The sequence below is a fragment of the Neptuniibacter caesariensis genome (genome assembly GCF_000153345.1).
GTDB classification, from domain to species: domain Bacteria; phylum Pseudomonadota; class Gammaproteobacteria; order Pseudomonadales; family Balneatricaceae; genus Neptuniibacter; species Neptuniibacter caesariensis.
The window spans coordinates 303,928-319,555 of record NZ_CH724125.1 but is presented as its reverse complement, the minus strand read 5'-3'; the positions used below and the strand labels follow the sequence as shown (position 1 = coordinate 319,555).

The window sequence follows — 15,628 nt, the reverse complement described above, 5'->3', positions numbered from 1 at the left end:
TCATTCACACCGCTTCCGTAGATGACCAGGCTATCAGTTTACGATCCAGCGTTTTTCTCGAAACACCCAGCTCGCGAGCCGCAGAGGATTTATTACCTTGATGCTGTTCAAGGGTTAACAGAATATGATGCTTTTCAACCTCATCAAGGGACCAGCCTGCAAAACTACCACAAGCTTTCGTTTCGCCATCTTCTTGCTCACGGAAATAATCTGCCGGGAGCTTACCCAGTAAGATACATCGCTCTATCAGATTCTTTAACTCTCGAATATTGCCCGCCCAGCTATAACTTTGCATCACCTTAAGATCATCGTGAGTGAATGGGATCGGGGCTAAGCCTAGCTCGCGCGACAGCTTAGTTGAAAAGTGATGTATCAGATCCGGCAAATCCTCTCTTCGATCCCTAAGCGGGGGAAGGGTGATACTCAACACGTTTAAACGGTAATACAAATCTTCTCTGAAACGACCTTCTGCGACCTCTTCTTTAAGATTGCGGTTTGTCGCTGCAACAATTCGAACATCAACGCTGGTCTCTTGCTCACTCCCTACCGGTCGAACAGCTTTCAACTCCAGGGCCCGGAGCAGTTTAGCTTGCATGATTAGCGGAATTTCACCAATCTCATCGAGGAACAGGGTGCCGCCGCTGGCATAGTTGAACAATCCGTCGCGCGCTTTAGTTGCGCCGGTAAACGCACCTTTGGTATGACCAAACAACTCCGCTTCGAGCAGGTCCGGCGCAATCGCGCCACAGTTGACTGGCACAAAAGGCCCGCTGCGATTACTGAGTTGATGAAGCATTCTCGCAGCAAGTTCTTTACCGGTACCCGTTTCCCCTTCGATTAATACCGCGGAAGGCGTACTCGCTACCCGATGAATGACATCCAGCACCTGCTGAATTGCAGGGCTGCTGCCAATCATATCGGTCATAGGAAAGGCATTTTCCACCTCTCTGCGAAGCACAAAATTCGTTCTTTCCATTGCTCTACGCTGCAGGCAGCGATCCACGGCATTGGTCATTTGTTCAAGACGGAATGGTTTTAGAATGAAATCTGAAGCACCGACTCTAAGCGCCTGAATCGCTGTTTCAAGATCAGCATAAGCAGTCATAAAGATGATATCACTGGAACGATTGTTATCTTCCAGCGCCTCATGCCACTCCATTCCTGAGCGCCCCGGCAGCTTTATATCGACAATCAGAAGGTCGAAATGACAGCGCTTTCGTAGCTCTTCAGCTTCTTCGACACTACCTGCCGTTTCCACTAAAGCAAAACGTTTACTGAGCGCTTTATTCAAGAAACTGCGCATTCCCTCTTCGTCATCAACGATTAAAACAGAAACAGCAGGCAAGGAATCAACAGCAGAAGGGGAGTTCATTGATATTCAATCTCTTTAAATAACCAAAATGGTGTGAAGTGCAGCGCTATTTTAATCATATGAGACAAAATGTCCCTACCAATCTCTAGCAAGGTCATTATGACCCATTGTTATTTTTATTCCGATAAGACCAATGGTTCATTTTGACCAAATAAAAACGATTATTACCTCTCAAATCTCTATTACCCCACAAAACATATACCTTTGTTCAAGGATATAAGCCCAATGACAACAGGCATGTAAATTGGCATCCAAATTGCTGAAGAGTCACTCAGGTCAAAAACAGATAAAGGCCAACCATAAATTGGCCAGCATAATTAAAAAGGGAATGAACGATGAAAAAGTGGATCGCCGCAGCAATCTCCACAACAATCTTAGCCACCAGCTCTGTAACAGCAGTAGCTGAAGAGCAGATTATCCGATTAGCAACCACAACCAGCACTTACAACTCCGGCTTGCTAGATAAGTTGCTTCCTGTCTTTGAAAAGAAACATGACGCTAAGGTACAGGTAATCGCAGTAGGCACAGGAAAAGCGTTGAGAATGGGTCAGGCGGGTGACGTTGATGTGGTAATGACTCACGCTCCCAAGTCTGAGCAGAAATTTGTCGCAAAAGGGTTTGGCATCAACCCACAAAGCGTCATGTATAACGATTTTGTTCTAGTCGGCCCCGAAGCAGACCCTGCAGGCATAAAGGGCAAGTCTGATGTTTCCTCAGCTCTGGCAGCCATTGCGGCAGCAGATGAAAGCTTTATCTCTCGCGGTGATGATTCAGGCACCCACAAGAAAGAGCTATCTTTATGGAAAAGCACATCACAAGGCAAAGCATTCAGTAACTATAAGGAAGTGGGTCAGGGCATGGGCAAAGTCCTGCAGATGGCCGACGAACTCAATGGCTACACGCTGACCGACCGGGGCACCTGGCTCGCTTATGAATCAAGACTGCAATTGAAATTACTGGTGGAAGGCGACAAACGTTTATTCAATCCTTATCAGATCATCCAGGTTAATCCCCAGCTTCACAATGGCCTGAACACTAAAGGCGCAGTGCAACTATCTGACTGGTTCACCTCAACCGAGGGCCAGCAGATGATTAATGATTTCCGAATCAACGGTAAAGCACTGTTTCATGGTTCTGCACAGCCAGCTGTTGCAGAGAAGTAAACCATTAGCCTGAAGTAGCTTTTGCAATGCAAGATAATCTTTTTGAAACGACCGCGCTGGCGTTACAACTGTTGTTTAGTTTTGATCCCGACCTTTGGGATATTATCGGTGTTTCGTTTCGAGTGTCGCTTACCGCCATTGCGATCGCTACTTTGCCCGCAGCGCTGGTCGGTTTTCTTCTGGCCATGCTCGACTTCAAAGGGCGCACTGCGGTTATCGCTATATTTAACGCATTAATGGCTGCACCTACTGTAGTCGTAGGGTTAACGCTCTACTTGCTACTGTCACGCAGCGGACCATTTGGTGATTTTCACCTGCTATTTACCCAACCGGCCATGGTTATCGGGCAGGTTGCGCTGGCGTTTCCGCTTTTGGTTTGCATGAGCCATTCCGCATTTCAGGCCATTGATAAACGCGCATGGGAAACAGCCAGAACGCTGGGCGCTAACTGCTGTATGGCAGTCATTACAATCATGCGCGAGGCCCGATTTGCACTATTAGCTGCAGTTGTCGCAGCGTTTGGCAGAATAATTTCCGAAGTCGGCTGCTCGATGATGATCGGTGGCAACATCATGGGGTATACGCGGAACATACCTACCGCGATTGCACTCGAAACAAGCAAGGGTATGTTTGCACAAGGGATCGCACTGGGTCTTGTACTGCTTTTGCTTGCACTATTACTTAATGTGACCCTTGTCTCAGTTCGAGGCAAAGGAAGACTGGTTTGACCCTCAAGGTCAGTCAGGAGTGATGTTATGAATCTAGAATTAAATGCAACGAATCTGATTAAACGCTTTGGTGCTCGCCAATTGTTCAGCATTGACACCCTGAACCTGAAAGAGGGCGACAGTATCCATTTAAATGGCGATAACGGCGTAGGCAAAACCACGCTGATGAAGGTTCTGGCAGGGCTAGATAAACCCTGCGAAGGACAGGTATCCGTTACCCCAGCCAAGCGTAAGCTCTGGTCGTCAAACTTACACCCCAGGGTTATCTACCTCCACCAGTCACCCTACATTTTCTCAGGAACTGTTCGTGAAAACCTTGCCTACGGCTTAAAACTTCGCGGTAGCAGCAGGCAACAAACTAATGATGCCGTCGATAAGGCGCTTAGCTGGTCCAGGCTAGAACCTCTAGCTCATCAACAAGCCTACTCCTTGTCAGGTGGTGAAAAGCAGCGCCTAGCATTAGCCAGAGCCTGGGTACTAAACCCTGGCTTATTGTTTCTGGATGAACCGACTGCCAATCTCGACAAAAAATCTGTACAGAATGTTGCGGAACTTGTCGCTGACCTGCAAAACTGCGGCACAGCGATTATGGTTTCCAGCCATCAATCAAATCCTGTCACCGAACTTTGTAAGCAAAATATGCTTCTAACCGGTGGCCAGCTTAAAAAGAATGTTGTAAATGAGGCTCTCTATGCATAAGACCGATCAAATCACCGCTGTCATCCTTGCAGGCGGTATGGCGCGACGCATGGGTGGAGTCGACAAGGGCTGGATGGAACTGAACGGTAAGCCCTTGATCAAGCATGTACTTGATCTGGTTGGCCCTCAGGTTGGTAGAACACTCATCAATGCGAACCGCAGCCTCGATGCATACGGCACCCTCGGATTCCCCGTGGTGACCGATCTTGAAGGTGATTTCCAGGGACCACTCATGGGCATGGCTACCGGGTTACACCACGCTGCAACAGAATGGGTTTTATTTGCGCCTTGCGATAGCCCAAACCTGCCGCGCAACCTTGCAGAACGGATGCTCGACAAAGCCATATCGGAAGGTTCCGAAATCGCCGTTGCAACCGATGGCAAGCGCATGCAACCCGTGGTTAGCTTAATCAAGAGATCGCTACTACCAAGCCTAATGGCGACACTCGCTGAAGGTGAGCGAAAAATTGATCGCTGGTATGCCATTCATAATACCACCCAGGTCGATTTTTCTGATCACCCGGAGGCATTCATTAACGTCAACCGAAGGGACGACCTGTCAGATCTTCAGCAGATGCCTAAGATCCTGGGTTTTGCAGCCTGGAGCGGTACTGGCAAAACCACACTGCTCAAGCAACTGATTCCAGCGCTGAAAGAGCAGGGAATCAGAGTAGGTGTCGTTAAGCATGCCCATCACCGCTTTGACGTTGATCACCCTGGCAAAGATAGTTATGAGATACGTAAAGCGGGCGCTGACCAGATGCTAATATGCTCGGGTAAACGATGGGCGTTGATGGTTGAACAGGATCAGGGCGATAGACCTTCTCTGATGCATATGATCAACAGAATGGATCACTCCCTGCTTGATCTGGTGCTTGTTGAAGGGTTTAAACTAGAAGCTTTCCCCAAAATAGAGCTGTATAGAAAAGCCGTAGGCAAGCCGTTAATGTATCAGGACGATGAAAATATTATTGCATTTGCCTCTGACGAGCCTCAGCAGCTCGAACGGGATATTACTCAACTAGATCTTAATAATATTCAACAACTAACTGATTTTATTAAACAATACATCAAAGAGAGCGATCATAGGTAAGCGTAATGAGTGAGATTTTAAGCTGCTTCGATCCGGCAGCCAACCCAGGAAAAATGCTCCCTGTAGCAGAAAGCATTACGCACATTCTTGAGCAGATATCGGTAAAGACTGAAACAAAAATCATACCCATAACAGAAGCGGTCGACTGCATTCTGGCTCAAGAGATCATCTCTACCATCAACGTGCCTCAGCAAACCAATTCAGCAATGGATGGCTATGCCGTTTGCGCAGAAAGCGTTGCTGAAAATATGGAAATAGAGATCATCGGCACCGTCTACGCTGGTGGTAACTTTGATTCAACGGTACACCAAGGTCAGGCGGTTGAAATTATGACCGGCGCCCCCTTACCTAAGGGCGCGGACAGCATCATTATTAAAGAAGCCTGCACCGTTAAAGAACAAACACTTAGCTATACCGGTCATCTGGAAATTGGACAACATGTTCGCCTGGCCGGGGAAGATATTGCACAAGGCGACACAGTGCTTTCAGCAGGCCAGCTACTTCGTCCGCAGGAGCTCGGGCTGCTTGCGTCACTAGGCTACAGCGAAGTAGAAGTATTCGCCCCTGTCAGGGTCGCTATATTTTCAACAGGCGATGAGGTAACAGCTCAAGGCCAGCCACTTCCACAAAACTGCATCTACGACACCAATAGATACACGCTGCACGGTCTTTTGAAGCGCCTGGGCTGCAATGTTGTAGATCTTGGCATTATTGAAGACTCTGAAGCTGCGATGATTGAAGCACTCAAAGAAGCGGAGCGCCGAGCAGATATTGTCATCTCATCCGGTGGGGTATCCATGGGCAATGCGGATTACATTAAATCTGCACTGGAAAGCGTTGGCGAGATCAACTTCTGGCGAATAGCGATGCGACCTGGTCGCCCCCTGGCCTTCGGGAAGCTTGGTGATGACACGCCTTTCTTTGGCCTTCCGGGCAACCCTGTAGCAGTCATGGTGACATTTACTCAGTTTGTACAGCCCGCTATCCGTAAAATGGCTGGAGAACCCAATTGGCAGCCCAAAAGAGTCATAGCAACCGCTGAAGCCGACATCCGCTCTCGAATCAATCGAACCGATTATAGCCGAGGCGTCTTCACTATTAACTCAGATGGCGAAACAGTGGTACGAACAACGGGCTCACAGGGTTCAGGGATTTTAACCTCGATGAGTAAAGCCAACTGTTTTATTGAAATCGGAGACGATATTGCCTCCGTGAAAGCGGGCGACAGGGTGATCATCCAGCCTTTTGCTGATCATATCTGACGCTAAATTGTCACTATATTTTCATTATTTGGTCATACAAAAAGGTTTCTATTAATACGCCCTAGGGGTGAAAAGAAACAATGTAGGAACCAGTAATGAGCAGCAAGCTTCGTTTGGGTGATCTGCCGTTCGACGATGATTTGAACGACGATTTCATGGAAGATGAGCAGTATCAGCGCCAAAAGCCGAAAACAACAAAAACTAAGAAACGTAAATCAGATATAGAGGATTATGGTGCTCAAAGGGCGCAAAAACGCCAGAGCAGTGATTACTTAGAATTCAGATAATCCATATCAGAAAAAAGAGCTGCACCTGGCAGCTCTTTTTTTTGTTTTAACACTGAAGAGAAATTAACGCTTTTTCGGCTTCGCGGCTTTCTTGGCAATAGTCTGGGTACGTGTTGCCTTGTTGATACGGCGCTTAGGGCCTTTCTTATGAATGCGTTTCCGCAAACCATCACGACTACCCACCTCATAGCCTTTGCGGAAAACACGACGGATCTGCGAACCAATAAGTTTCTCAATACTCGCTAGTGCCTGCTCCTCTTCTCGGCTGACAAAAGAGATCGCCTTGCCCGCCATACCAGCACGGCCCGCTCGACCAACGCGATGAACATAATCCTCAGCAAGGTAGGGCAGGTTGTAGTTAACCACCTGCTCAAGCCCCTGAATATCCAGACCTCGTGCGGCGACTTCTGTTGCCACCAGAACCTGAATTTTGCCTGCCTTGAAGTCAGCAACCGCACGGCGACGTGCACCCTGACTCTTGTCACCATGGCACAGAACAGCCTCAATGCCATCGTATTTCAGGTCCATCATCAGCTCGTTGGCTTGTGCCTTAGTACTGGTGAATACTAATACCTGGAACCAGTTCTCTTCTTTAATCAGTTCAGCAAACAGATCTGCCTTACGCTGCTCCTCAACTGGATACACAACGTGCTCAATCGTATCTGCGATTGTATTATGGCGCGCCGCTTTGATCTTTTCCGGGCGAGTCAGGATCTTATTCGATAGCTTATGCACTGAATCAGATAAGGTTGCAGAGAACAGCAAGGTCTGACGTGATTTAGGGGTTACATCAAGAATCGACATCACGTCAGTGACAAAGCCCATATCCAACATGCGGTCAGCTTCATCAAGCACAACAAACTCCGTTGTGCCCAGGTTCACATTGCAGGCATTAATATGCTCAAGCATACGACCGGGTGTAGCAATCAATAGATCCGCACCACGACGAAGCTTTTTCATCTGCGTATCAAGATTAACACCCCCATACACAGCCACCATGCGTAAACCTAAATGCTGATTATAGCGCCCAATCGTATCGAACAGCTGCTGAGCAAGCTCCCTGGTCGGCGTAAGAATCAGCGCGCGGACCTGACCTGACTCAAGTTCTTTGGGTTTGTCTGCTAACTGCTGAAGCACCGGGAGAGAAAACGCTGCAGTTTTACCCGTACCGGTCTGTGCATTTGCCAGAATATCACGACCCCTGCGTGCAGGAACGATCGCCTGACGCTGAATGGGCGTCATTTCAGAATAGCCACACTCATCTAATGCCGATTGAATGGCGGGGTGGAGATCAAGTGCAGCAAAATTCATAGTTTTCTCTCAGGGATCGTAAAAAGCGGGAATTATAATCTAAATCCACTAAGGTTGTTACAGAGAGGAACAAAACTGATCAAAATTAAAACGACTAAAGTATGCAAACAAATGTTTGATTATTTATAGTACTATCACCGCATAACTATTTGATTGAGAAGTAAAATGGCCCTTAACGAAAACAACAAGATCACTGTCATTTTTCGTATCGAGCCTGGCTGCTTAGGACCAGAGGGTCCGACCCATGTTGATAAGTTCTGTGTTCAGGCCAGAGCACAACTGCAAGGCAAGCACCAGTCGTTCATCAACTGGGAGGTCGTCCCACGTCACGACAAGACCCTACCCGAGATGGATTTTGCTATCAAAGGCAAAGGTCTCACACGTGAATTTGCCAGCCGATACATGGATCACTTCAACGTAAATCTCGATGATTTTGAAATGGCCGTCTTCGATGAACTGCCCGAGATGATCGACCAGTTCTTTGGTCGCTAACCGACTAGATCAACTTTTCTTCTCTATACTGAACTACAGCAAAATACTGTAGTTCAGCCTCTACAGCCGCTTATTACTCATACACTTGGTGTTTATCGTGATAAGAGTGCTTATTCTCATAATAACCTCTTTGCTGTCCGCTATCGGAATGGCTGACAGCAAGAACACAATCAAGATTGCCGCCATAGACTGGTGCCCTCAGCTATGCCCGAACCAGGATCAGAAAGGCTATATCATCGATATAGTTAAAGAGATCTATCGGGATTCTGGGTATCAGCTTGAGATTGAAACTTACCCTTGGAGCCGCGCATTAACCATGGTTCGCCAGGGGCGCGTGGATGCTGTTCTTTCACCTGCACGCGCCGAAGCCCCAGCGCTTCGCTACCCTCAACAGGAGGTAGGATTTCAACGCATGTGTTTTTTAATGATATAGACAGTCAGTGGCATTTTACCGGCATCGATAGTCTGGCCAATAAACAGTTCGGGCTCGCTAACGATACCTCACTAGAAGAACTCAACAGCTACCTTGCAGAAAACCCTGAACAGTTTCAGTTCCAGCCTTACCATGAGCGCTATCTAATCCAGCAAGCCAGAAAGGTTAAGCGAGGACGTATAGAGGCGTTTCTGTTTACCTATAACAGCACTATCTATGAACTGAAGAAGCGGGGGATCGCAGAACAATTTAAAAGCGCCGGATGTGTGACAAATGCGCAGAGTTACATGGCTTTCACACCGAAAGTCGATCACACGATGCGAATTAAGCGGATGATGGAGCGCTTCGATCGGGAAATTATCAGATTAAGAGAAAACGGTTTCATCAGGCAGACACTGCAAAGCTACGGCCTGCCTGATTGGGATGAACATCAGAAATAGACTAGCTACCAACAATCCTGAAGCCGATCTTCAGCGTAACCTGAAAATGCCCAATTTTCCCATCAACAATATGGCCACGCATCTCGACGACTTCAAACCAGTCCATATTGGATATAGTCTTACTACATTCGGCGATTGCATTCTGGATAGCATCGTCTATTCCTGTCTTAGATGAGCCAACCACTTCAATCTTCTTATAAGTATGATGATCTGACATACAGTCTCCCAGGCAGAGTTTTTATTTAGCCTAGTCGTTAATTAAAATTATTCATCTTAAATCCGGTTTGAGATTAACGAACAGCTGACTATGCTTGTTAAAGGAGCCCGCGAACAAACCCTGAACGACTCAGGCTTTTAGAGCGATGCAAGATCAAGACAACGATTACAGGCATACTGGTTGTACGTCGAAGATCGTTAACGCAGAGATTGAATCGCTCTACCAGCCCCTTTGGGTGAGCATTAAAACAACTTACTGCTTTGTCAGGGAGTTTGGAAAGGACCTGTCATTACACTGCACTCCCTTTCGCGCACTAAGTTGTTTTACTGCCCACTGAGGAAGTTCGAGGCTTATTCGCAGGCTCCTTAAGCAACCCAACGAGGCCTTTGTATGTTCGGCCTAAGCCCAATCATTCGCCGGTATTTCCTCGCCACCTGCTTAGCGATCTCCTTTGCAGCATCGATCACTGCGCAAGCAAAACCCATCGAAGTGATCATTTATACCGATAACAGCTACCCACCATACTCTTTTGAAGAAGATGGCAAAGCACAGGGCATCTATGCAGATATCATCCGCACGGCCTCAATGCAGCTGGATGATTACAAGATTAACCTTAAAACCATCCCCTGGAAGCGCGGGCTTTTAATGCTAGAGCAGGGTAAAGCTTTTGCTTTGCTACCCCCCTATAAACACCCATCTAAACGCCCCTATATTTTCCCTTATTCAGTTCCCATTCTTGAGGAGACGGTTTCTGTATATTGTCGCGACACTATTGCCGACAAGAAACAATTCAACCGCTGGCCTAATGATTATTACGGCTTAGTAATGGGTAGAAATGCGGGGTTTATGTTAGGAGGGGATGCCTACCAGAAAGCCGTAGAAGATGCCGAGATATGGGAACGAACCGCAAAAGGAAACCGAGAGAACGTACTAGGCCTGGGAATGGGCAGAATTGACTGCTATATCAATGATCGAATCTCTATCAAATATGCCTACCGCGAACTAAAGAGCGAAGGAAAACTAAAACCCGCCCATGAAGGCATACAGGAAACATTCACCATTTCACTGCAAAACGGCCATATTGGCTATACAAACAAGGATCAAGGGGAGTTCTACTTCAAAGAGGATTTTATTGAACAATTAGATAAACAAATCATTCAGATGAAGCAGGATGGAAGCATAGAGAAGATCATTAAACGCTATACCGAACCAGAAAACGATAGTGTGATTTTAAGATAAAGCCTATACTTGTGTGACAGTCACATTAGAAGCCTATCCATTAACCCACGCACTCTGTATCAAGCAGAAGGCAACAGCGACTTAAGATAACGAAGGACTAAGAGATGCCCGCAATGGAAAAGAAAAAACCACTCAAACGCGGCCGCCCTTCGATCAATTCAGAAGCCATGACAGCTGCGCAGCGCAAAGCCAAACAGCGAAGAGAGCAAGACAACAGGATCCAGCTACAGCCAACCGAACAGTGGAGTGAAGCTGACTGTTTGCGCGTTATGACCACCAAAAAATACTACAATACGGCGATCCATGAACTGGCATGGAACAGACTGGGTGAAATACACAACTACGCGAAGAATGACTAGGATCGCTTATGGATACTCTTGGTAATAGCAGATTAACGGACGACGAATGCAAGCAACTGATCGACGAACTGAGCGAGCTTAAGCACCAGCTTAAATGCGCAGAAGATCAGTTAAAAGTACTTAAGCCACAACCCGGACAATCCGCTGAAAGCAGCCCAAACCCCTCAAGCACCTTTGATTTGGGCAATATCGAAGAAAATATTTATCGAAGCGCAGCAGAGTTTCCGAGTTATGAAGCAGATCAATTCACTTTTTGTGAAGCAATATGCCGCCACCTAACCGAGCAAAGCCAAACCAACACATACGCCATGCTTATCTGTGAATTCAGCCCAACCAGTATCGAAGACAAGTATAAGACCCAGAAATGCATGGAACAGGAAGCACGCAATATAGAAGCAGTGATCAATAGCGCAACAAGCGCAGGAACTCACATTGGCTACATCTCGCACATGGAGCGAGCCCTATTCATTCCCAGCGATCAGGAAGGGGCCTCGGCCATAAAAACGGCCGACAAGCTAGTTCGTGCACTTTCACAACACAACTGGCCGGGCAGGGAAGGCAACCGATCGGTTAAGTGCAGTATCGGGATTGCCCTGTATCCGGGCGACTCTACCAACATCCCAACCTTATTCCGCTATGCCGATCGGGCTTTATATAACGCCACCCGGCTAGATGATTCGTACTACGTATTTTATCGTTAAACACCCAGGCTTTTACAGGTATTCTCCGATTTCTCCATCAGCATTTTCAGTGCAGGCACCAATGAATGGATGGGAAGCTCCTTATCCCGCCAGCAAGGCTGTACACAGTACGAAAGGATATGCTCCTTTAAATTATCCTCAGACCACTCCTGCCAATCGGAATTTTTAGCTAGCATCATGCTCACAGCATCCGCCACCTGCACACTTAGACTGAGGCACTGCAGCTCAGGGGGCACTTTAGGATGGCTAACCACCTCAACATTATGGTGATAACGCACAACACTGGCGATTAACATCGGTATATCCAGCTTCTTACAAGCCAGATACCCAACCTTAGTGTGCGGAAAACCAACCGCCTTCATCTCAACCTGGATTAACTCGTCAGGGTCACTCCAACCCTCTTCAAGCGTTTCGTTAAGCGCATCCGGCGAAAGCTGAAATAAGACAAAACGACCAATATCGTGCAATAACCCCGCAAGATAAGCTGTTTCCGGGTTATTCATCTCACCAGGCGTAAGCCTGGCAATAAACGCAGCAATATTAGCCACCTCTATTGAGTGGCGCCATATATCCTTATGGCCCTGCTTCTGCGGCACAAAGACCTTGGAGACAGAGAGGGCAGTTAACAACTCGATAATCGTTCTGGAACCGACACGGGTCAGCGCAGTCTGCAAACTATCGATCTTGCTATTGGGTGAAGATACTGCGGAATTGGAATAAGCAACGATAAAAGCGGCAAGCGGTGGATCAGATTTAGCCAGCCTGAGCATCACGTCATAAAACTCAGTATCTTCAGGATCCAGCTTCATCAATTCAAATAGCACCCCAGGCAACATAGGAAGCTGACCGATCTGCTCATTAATCTCACTTAACGTTAGCTTTTGCGCCTGTTCCTGCATAGTGGGACATCCTGTTTCCTGAAGGTATGCGATACCTACAGTGTAGTCGGACTTTTAATTAACGTTTCCTCAAAAAATCAAACAGATAGCATTAGTGTGAAAGTCACAGAATAAAATTAACAAGCAGAAAAACAGGCGAGCCGTAGAGAAATCAAAAGCAATATTAACCATTAAATATCAAAGATATACGAAATATTCCTAATTCAGTTTAAAGCTTCATTCCTAATGATTAATTAAAAATAAACACCACCCGAAACACATCCCAACGACCCAAATAATACGCCCAATAATACATAGTTTTCTTGCTTACGTGACTGTCACATAATATAATTACGTGACAGTCACATTAAGGAATTTAGCAATGATAGATATGGCAGACAGATACACCATGACCCTGACCGGAATTAAAGAACCTGTTAAACGCGGCAGGCCTCCCAAGTTCTCGGAAGCCATGTCACCCGCGCAAAGAAAAGCAAAGCAACGCAGAGCCCAGGATGATTTTATTGTCGATAACGACCCATCACTCTGGTCAGAATCTGACTGCATGCGTGTAATGAGCGCCAAGAAGTTCAGCTCGTATCATCAGTTCGCCTGGGAAAGGCTTGGGCAGATTAAGGGATATGCTGCGAGTTAAGAGAACAAGTGACTGACGAATGAATAGAATAGGGGAGGTGCAGAAGCCTTTATTCTTGCCACAAGAGGACCAAGATAAGCTTGCACATCTAATAGACCTAGTTATCCCTCCATGAAAGCCGACAATTTAGCTGCAGCCACAACAACGATACGCCCACTACTGACCTCCGGCACCTGGAAGCAAAGAATCGCCTTCTATGAAACCAAACTCGGATTTAAAGATGAATACCTTTATGAAGCACCTCAATTGAAACCAACAACAATGTCTGCAAACATTGAATTGATGAAGAAACCAGCGCACAAGGCTTAGCACTTGATTCACCCCTGGAAAGAGATACATGAGCAATACAAAGACACAAATAAAGACCCATTTCTTTGACAAAGGAAATTAAATGTCACTAAGAATAAAGATGCTTACCTGTGTTATTGGTATTTTTTTAATCATGATTGGGCTTGCACAAATCTCCCCAATCCTTGGCTTTCCATTTGCGGCTTTTTCACCTGTAATCGTAAGAATGGTTCTTTATACACATAACTGTCCTGAATGCGGCGCCACCTATATGGATGATCAATATGATTTCTCTAGCGATAAGTGCTCTAAATGCTCCAAGAAGACCGATAACAAGCCCCATTAGGCCAGAATCGATTAAGGGAGAGTCGACTAACCAAACCGAGCAAACGCACAGTCACGAGATCACCTAAATAAACACGGACTTAAGTAACTAAAGATAAAGCCAAATGAACTACGCAACAAACAGCGAGCCTGCAAAAAAAACCAACTAAGCTCATCATTGTTAAAACTCTAGAGTGTGATCGGGTAAATTGTTTTATCCATTAATGACCCTGCGCGCCAGATTGAAGACTATGCCAGCCAAACACAAAAGCCATCTAAGACATGTAGCTAGTGAAGCTTAGTTCACCCAAAAAAGAAGAATTAGCACGCGCGCAGAGGCGCGCTTTTCGAAACTTTACCCACAAAACTAAAATTAGCGACGCTCTCCACACGATAACAATTCAACTCAAACACACAGCATTAACACCTAATTATGGAATAGAGCGACCATTAACATTTGTTAATGAAGGTTAAGCGCGAGATCTTCGCATCTGTCATTTCAAGGGGTTACGAGAGTGTAAGAATTTAGGAGTAAGATCTTCAGGTAGCTTGTCGTGAGATCTTTTTTGTATTTGGAAGCTTAGCATGAGATCTTCCTAAAAAGCCTTTTATTATCAGATAGATAATAATACTATTTCTACCATAATAGGCATTATACACCTGGAACTCAAGCTTAAAACCGATGGCGGTTGCTGCTTGTTGGCTAAGGTTAGTATCAGAGGAAAGCATGGAAGACCTTCACATAAAAGCACTCTCAATTTTTGACCCCTATTTATTAGAAAAAGAAAACCAAGCCTCCCAGCAAGATTTCAGATTTGTTCAGTACACAAACGCCGAAGCCGCTATGAGAATCATCCAAAATAGGGAGGTTTGGTTGAGAAATGTTCAGTGTATGAATGATTACCGTGAAATTGATCATGGGTTCGAATGTTTAATCAGCGCATATAAGAGTGAGAACGGTCTTAGGTTAAGCAACCAAGTTAATGAGATTTTTCCTGATCTGATGAAAGAGATAGAAGAACTCATCGATGGATGGTTTCCTCATCTTCAGCAGGAGACATACATTACTTGTGTCTCAGAACATCCTGACGATGAAAATGAGTATGGCCGATTATCTATGTGGCGGGCATACGGAGGGGACCAGCCTGTTGCACTCATCATCAACGGGGAATCAATCCAGTTAGAAGATGCCGTTTTCAATGCATCCACATACCCTGTTAAATACTTAGATCCTGAAGATTTGATCGAAGAGTTCGGGCTTCTTTGCGCGAGATTCGCTTCGAATAGGAGTACGATTGATGCGTTAGGGCGAGAGAACGTTAAAAGCTACCTATTCGAGCTCTTCAAATCTTATTCATTGTGCATCAAACATCCAGGCTTCAATGAAGAACGGGAATGGCGCATAGTTTACAATCCTCAACTCAACCCTTCAGAGCTTGTTGAAAGCTCTATTGAATCTGTTCGGGGCATACCTCAGGAAATCTACAAACTACCTTTGAAAGACATTGAGGAAGCTCATTACACCACGGGCAAGGTTTCAGATGTGATCCAAGGCATCATTATTGGCCCAACAGAACATCAGGATTTTCTCAAAAAAACATTCATAAAAATCCTTTCAGAAGCAGGTTGCAACGAACCTTCCTCGCTAGTTCATGTTTCTGGCATCCCACTAAGGTGATCTTCTCTT

19 protein-coding genes are annotated in these 15,628 nt (G+C 46.1%); 15 read left to right on the top strand and 4 right to left on the bottom strand.

Annotated features, from left to right (window positions below):
* Positions 1-4 precede the first annotated feature (4 nt).
* Positions 5-1,372 (bottom strand): sigma-54-dependent transcriptional regulator, encoded by a 1,368-nt coding sequence (locus tag MED92_RS01550; RefSeq protein WP_007019704.1) that lies wholly within the window; start codon positions 1,370-1,372, stop codon positions 5-7.
* Positions 1,373-1,707: 335 nt separating this feature from the next.
* On the opposite strand from MED92_RS01550, the gene MED92_RS01545 reads away from it, so the two are divergent.
* The 6 genes from MED92_RS01545 (at position 1,708) to MED92_RS01520 (ending at position 6,604) form a co-directional block, all read left to right on the top strand.
* Positions 1,708-2,535 (top strand): ABC transporter substrate-binding protein, encoded by an 828-nt coding sequence (locus MED92_RS01545; RefSeq protein ID WP_007019703.1) that lies wholly within the window; start codon positions 1,708-1,710, stop codon positions 2,533-2,535.
* 26 nt (positions 2,536-2,561) lie between these two features.
* Positions 2,562-3,263, top strand: a complete 702-nt coding sequence (locus MED92_RS01540) for an ABC transporter permease (RefSeq protein WP_007019702.1) — start codon at positions 2,562-2,564, stop codon at positions 3,261-3,263.
* 27 nt (positions 3,264-3,290) lie between these two features.
* Positions 3,291-3,962 (top strand): energy-coupling factor ABC transporter ATP-binding protein, encoded by a 672-nt coding sequence (locus MED92_RS01535; protein WP_007019701.1) that lies wholly within the window; start codon positions 3,291-3,293, stop codon positions 3,960-3,962.
* The gene (gene mobA, locus MED92_RS19380; protein WP_007019700.1) at positions 3,955-5,055 is read left to right on the top strand and encodes a molybdenum cofactor guanylyltransferase MobA; all 1,101 of its coding nucleotides are present in this window, start codon (positions 3,955-3,957) and stop codon (positions 5,053-5,055) included. The genes MED92_RS01535 and mobA overlap by 8 nt, the downstream gene beginning before the upstream one ends.
* A 5-nt stretch (positions 5,056-5,060) precedes the next feature.
* Positions 5,061-6,317, top strand: a complete 1,257-nt coding sequence (locus tag MED92_RS19110; RefSeq protein ID WP_007019699.1) for a bifunctional molybdopterin-guanine dinucleotide biosynthesis adaptor protein MobB/molybdopterin molybdotransferase MoeA — start codon at positions 5,061-5,063, stop codon at positions 6,315-6,317.
* A 95-nt stretch (positions 6,318-6,412) separates the two neighbouring features.
* The gene (locus tag MED92_RS01520) at positions 6,413-6,604 is read left to right on the top strand and encodes a hypothetical protein (protein ID WP_007019698.1); all 192 of its coding nucleotides are present in this window, start codon (positions 6,413-6,415) and stop codon (positions 6,602-6,604) included.
* 63 nt (positions 6,605-6,667) lie between these two features.
* Here the strand turns inward: MED92_RS01520 and MED92_RS01515 are convergent, their stop codons facing one another.
* Positions 6,668-7,915 carry a DEAD/DEAH box helicase gene (locus tag MED92_RS01515; protein WP_007019697.1) on the bottom strand — a complete coding sequence of 416 codons (1,248 nt, stop codon included), beginning with the start codon at positions 7,913-7,915 and terminating at the stop codon, positions 6,668-6,670.
* Positions 7,916-8,080: 165 nt separating this feature from the next.
* Between MED92_RS01515 and MED92_RS01510 the strand changes: the two genes are divergently transcribed.
* The 3 genes from MED92_RS01510 (at position 8,081) to MED92_RS01500 (ending at position 9,280) form a co-directional block, all read left to right on the top strand.
* On the top strand, positions 8,081-8,407 hold the full coding sequence (locus MED92_RS01510; protein ID WP_007019696.1) for a hypothetical protein: 327 nt from the start codon (positions 8,081-8,083) through the stop codon (positions 8,405-8,407).
* A gap of 97 nt (positions 8,408-8,504) precedes the next feature.
* A complete protein-coding gene (locus MED92_RS01505) occupies positions 8,505-8,840 on the top strand; it encodes a transporter substrate-binding domain-containing protein (RefSeq protein WP_154715120.1) in 336 nt (111 codons plus the stop codon).
* Complete coding sequence (locus tag MED92_RS01500) at positions 8,822-9,280, top strand: hypothetical protein (RefSeq protein ID WP_007019694.1); 459 nt, start codon at positions 8,822-8,824, stop codon at positions 9,278-9,280. Before MED92_RS01505 ends, MED92_RS01500 begins: the two co-directional genes overlap by 19 nt.
* Before the next feature lies 1 nt (position 9,281).
* Here MED92_RS01500 and MED92_RS01495 read toward each other — a convergent pair whose 3' ends face one another.
* Positions 9,282-9,497 (bottom strand): dodecin, encoded by a 216-nt coding sequence (locus MED92_RS01495; RefSeq protein ID WP_007019693.1) that lies wholly within the window; start codon positions 9,495-9,497, stop codon positions 9,282-9,284.
* A gap of 390 nt (positions 9,498-9,887) precedes the next feature.
* Here MED92_RS01495 and MED92_RS01490 point away from each other — a divergent pair, with 390 nt between their 5' ends.
* From MED92_RS01490 to MED92_RS01480, 3 genes are all read left to right on the top strand, one after another.
* Positions 9,888-10,736 (top strand): substrate-binding periplasmic protein, encoded by an 849-nt coding sequence (locus tag MED92_RS01490; protein ID WP_007019692.1) that lies wholly within the window; start codon positions 9,888-9,890, stop codon positions 10,734-10,736.
* Between the two features lie 104 nt (positions 10,737-10,840).
* Positions 10,841-11,095 (top strand): hypothetical protein, encoded by a 255-nt coding sequence (locus MED92_RS01485; RefSeq protein ID WP_007019691.1) that lies wholly within the window; start codon positions 10,841-10,843, stop codon positions 11,093-11,095.
* A gap of 8 nt (positions 11,096-11,103) precedes the next feature.
* Positions 11,104-11,796, top strand: a complete 693-nt coding sequence (locus MED92_RS01480; protein WP_007019690.1) for a GGDEF domain-containing protein — start codon at positions 11,104-11,106, stop codon at positions 11,794-11,796.
* Here the strand turns inward: MED92_RS01480 and MED92_RS01475 are convergent.
* Positions 11,793-12,695 carry an HDOD domain-containing protein gene (locus tag MED92_RS01475; protein WP_007019689.1) on the bottom strand — a complete coding sequence of 301 codons (903 nt, stop codon included), beginning with the start codon at positions 12,693-12,695 and terminating at the stop codon, positions 11,793-11,795. The genes MED92_RS01480 and MED92_RS01475 overlap by 4 nt on opposite strands.
* Before the next feature lie 361 nt (positions 12,696-13,056).
* Between MED92_RS01475 and MED92_RS01470 the strand changes: the two genes are divergently transcribed.
* The 3 genes from MED92_RS01470 (at position 13,057) to MED92_RS01450 (ending at position 15,619) form a co-directional block, all read left to right on the top strand.
* Positions 13,057-13,329, top strand: a complete 273-nt coding sequence (locus MED92_RS01470) for a hypothetical protein (RefSeq protein ID WP_007019688.1) — start codon at positions 13,057-13,059, stop codon at positions 13,327-13,329.
* A 111-nt stretch (positions 13,330-13,440) separates the two neighbouring features.
* The gene (locus MED92_RS01465) at positions 13,441-13,638 is read left to right on the top strand and encodes a hypothetical protein (protein ID WP_007019687.1); all 198 of its coding nucleotides are present in this window, start codon (positions 13,441-13,443) and stop codon (positions 13,636-13,638) included.
* Positions 13,639-14,668: 1,030 nt separating this feature from the next.
* Positions 14,669-15,619 carry a DUF2971 domain-containing protein gene (locus tag MED92_RS01450; RefSeq protein ID WP_007019685.1) on the top strand — a complete coding sequence of 317 codons (951 nt, stop codon included), beginning with the start codon at positions 14,669-14,671 and terminating at the stop codon, positions 15,617-15,619.
* Positions 15,620-15,628 lie beyond the last annotated feature (9 nt).

Excerpts from the sequence above, each read along its gene's own strand:
- MED92_RS01495 (WP_007019693.1), bottom strand. The coding sequence starts at position 9,497 with ATGTCAGATCATCATACTTATAAGAAGATTGAAGTGGTTGGCTCATCT.
- MED92_RS01475 (WP_007019689.1), bottom strand. The coding sequence starts at position 12,695 with ATGCAGGAACAGGCGCAAAAGCTAACGTTAAGTGAGATTAATGAGCAG.
- mobA (WP_007019700.1), top strand. The coding sequence starts at position 3,955 with ATGCATAAGACCGATCAAATCACCGCTGTCATCCTTGCAGGCGGTATG.
- MED92_RS01470 (WP_007019688.1), top strand. The coding sequence starts at position 13,057 with ATGATAGATATGGCAGACAGATACACCATGACCCTGACCGGAATTAAA.
- MED92_RS01465 (WP_007019687.1), top strand. The coding sequence starts at position 13,441 with ATGAAAGCCGACAATTTAGCTGCAGCCACAACAACGATACGCCCACTA.
- MED92_RS01535 (WP_007019701.1), top strand. The coding sequence starts at position 3,291 with ATGAATCTAGAATTAAATGCAACGAATCTGATTAAACGCTTTGGTGCT.
- MED92_RS01485 (WP_007019691.1), top strand. The coding sequence starts at position 10,841 with ATGCCCGCAATGGAAAAGAAAAAACCACTCAAACGCGGCCGCCCTTCG.
- MED92_RS19110 (WP_007019699.1), top strand. The coding sequence starts at position 5,061 with ATGAGTGAGATTTTAAGCTGCTTCGATCCGGCAGCCAACCCAGGAAAA.
- MED92_RS01510 (WP_007019696.1), top strand. The coding sequence starts at position 8,081 with ATGGCCCTTAACGAAAACAACAAGATCACTGTCATTTTTCGTATCGAG.
- MED92_RS01520 (WP_007019698.1), top strand. The coding sequence starts at position 6,413 with ATGAGCAGCAAGCTTCGTTTGGGTGATCTGCCGTTCGACGATGATTTG.
- MED92_RS01550 (WP_007019704.1), bottom strand. The coding sequence starts at position 1,372 with ATGAACTCCCCTTCTGCTGTTGATTCCTTGCCTGCTGTTTCTGTTTTA.
- MED92_RS01515 (WP_007019697.1), bottom strand. The coding sequence starts at position 7,915 with ATGAATTTTGCTGCACTTGATCTCCACCCCGCCATTCAATCGGCATTA.
- MED92_RS01450 (WP_007019685.1), top strand. The coding sequence starts at position 14,669 with ATGGAAGACCTTCACATAAAAGCACTCTCAATTTTTGACCCCTATTTA.
- MED92_RS01540 (WP_007019702.1), top strand. The coding sequence starts at position 2,562 with ATGCAAGATAATCTTTTTGAAACGACCGCGCTGGCGTTACAACTGTTG.
- MED92_RS01490 (WP_007019692.1), top strand. The coding sequence starts at position 9,888 with ATGTTCGGCCTAAGCCCAATCATTCGCCGGTATTTCCTCGCCACCTGC.
- MED92_RS01480 (WP_007019690.1), top strand. The coding sequence starts at position 11,104 with ATGGATACTCTTGGTAATAGCAGATTAACGGACGACGAATGCAAGCAA.
- MED92_RS01545 (WP_007019703.1), top strand. The coding sequence starts at position 1,708 with ATGAAAAAGTGGATCGCCGCAGCAATCTCCACAACAATCTTAGCCACC.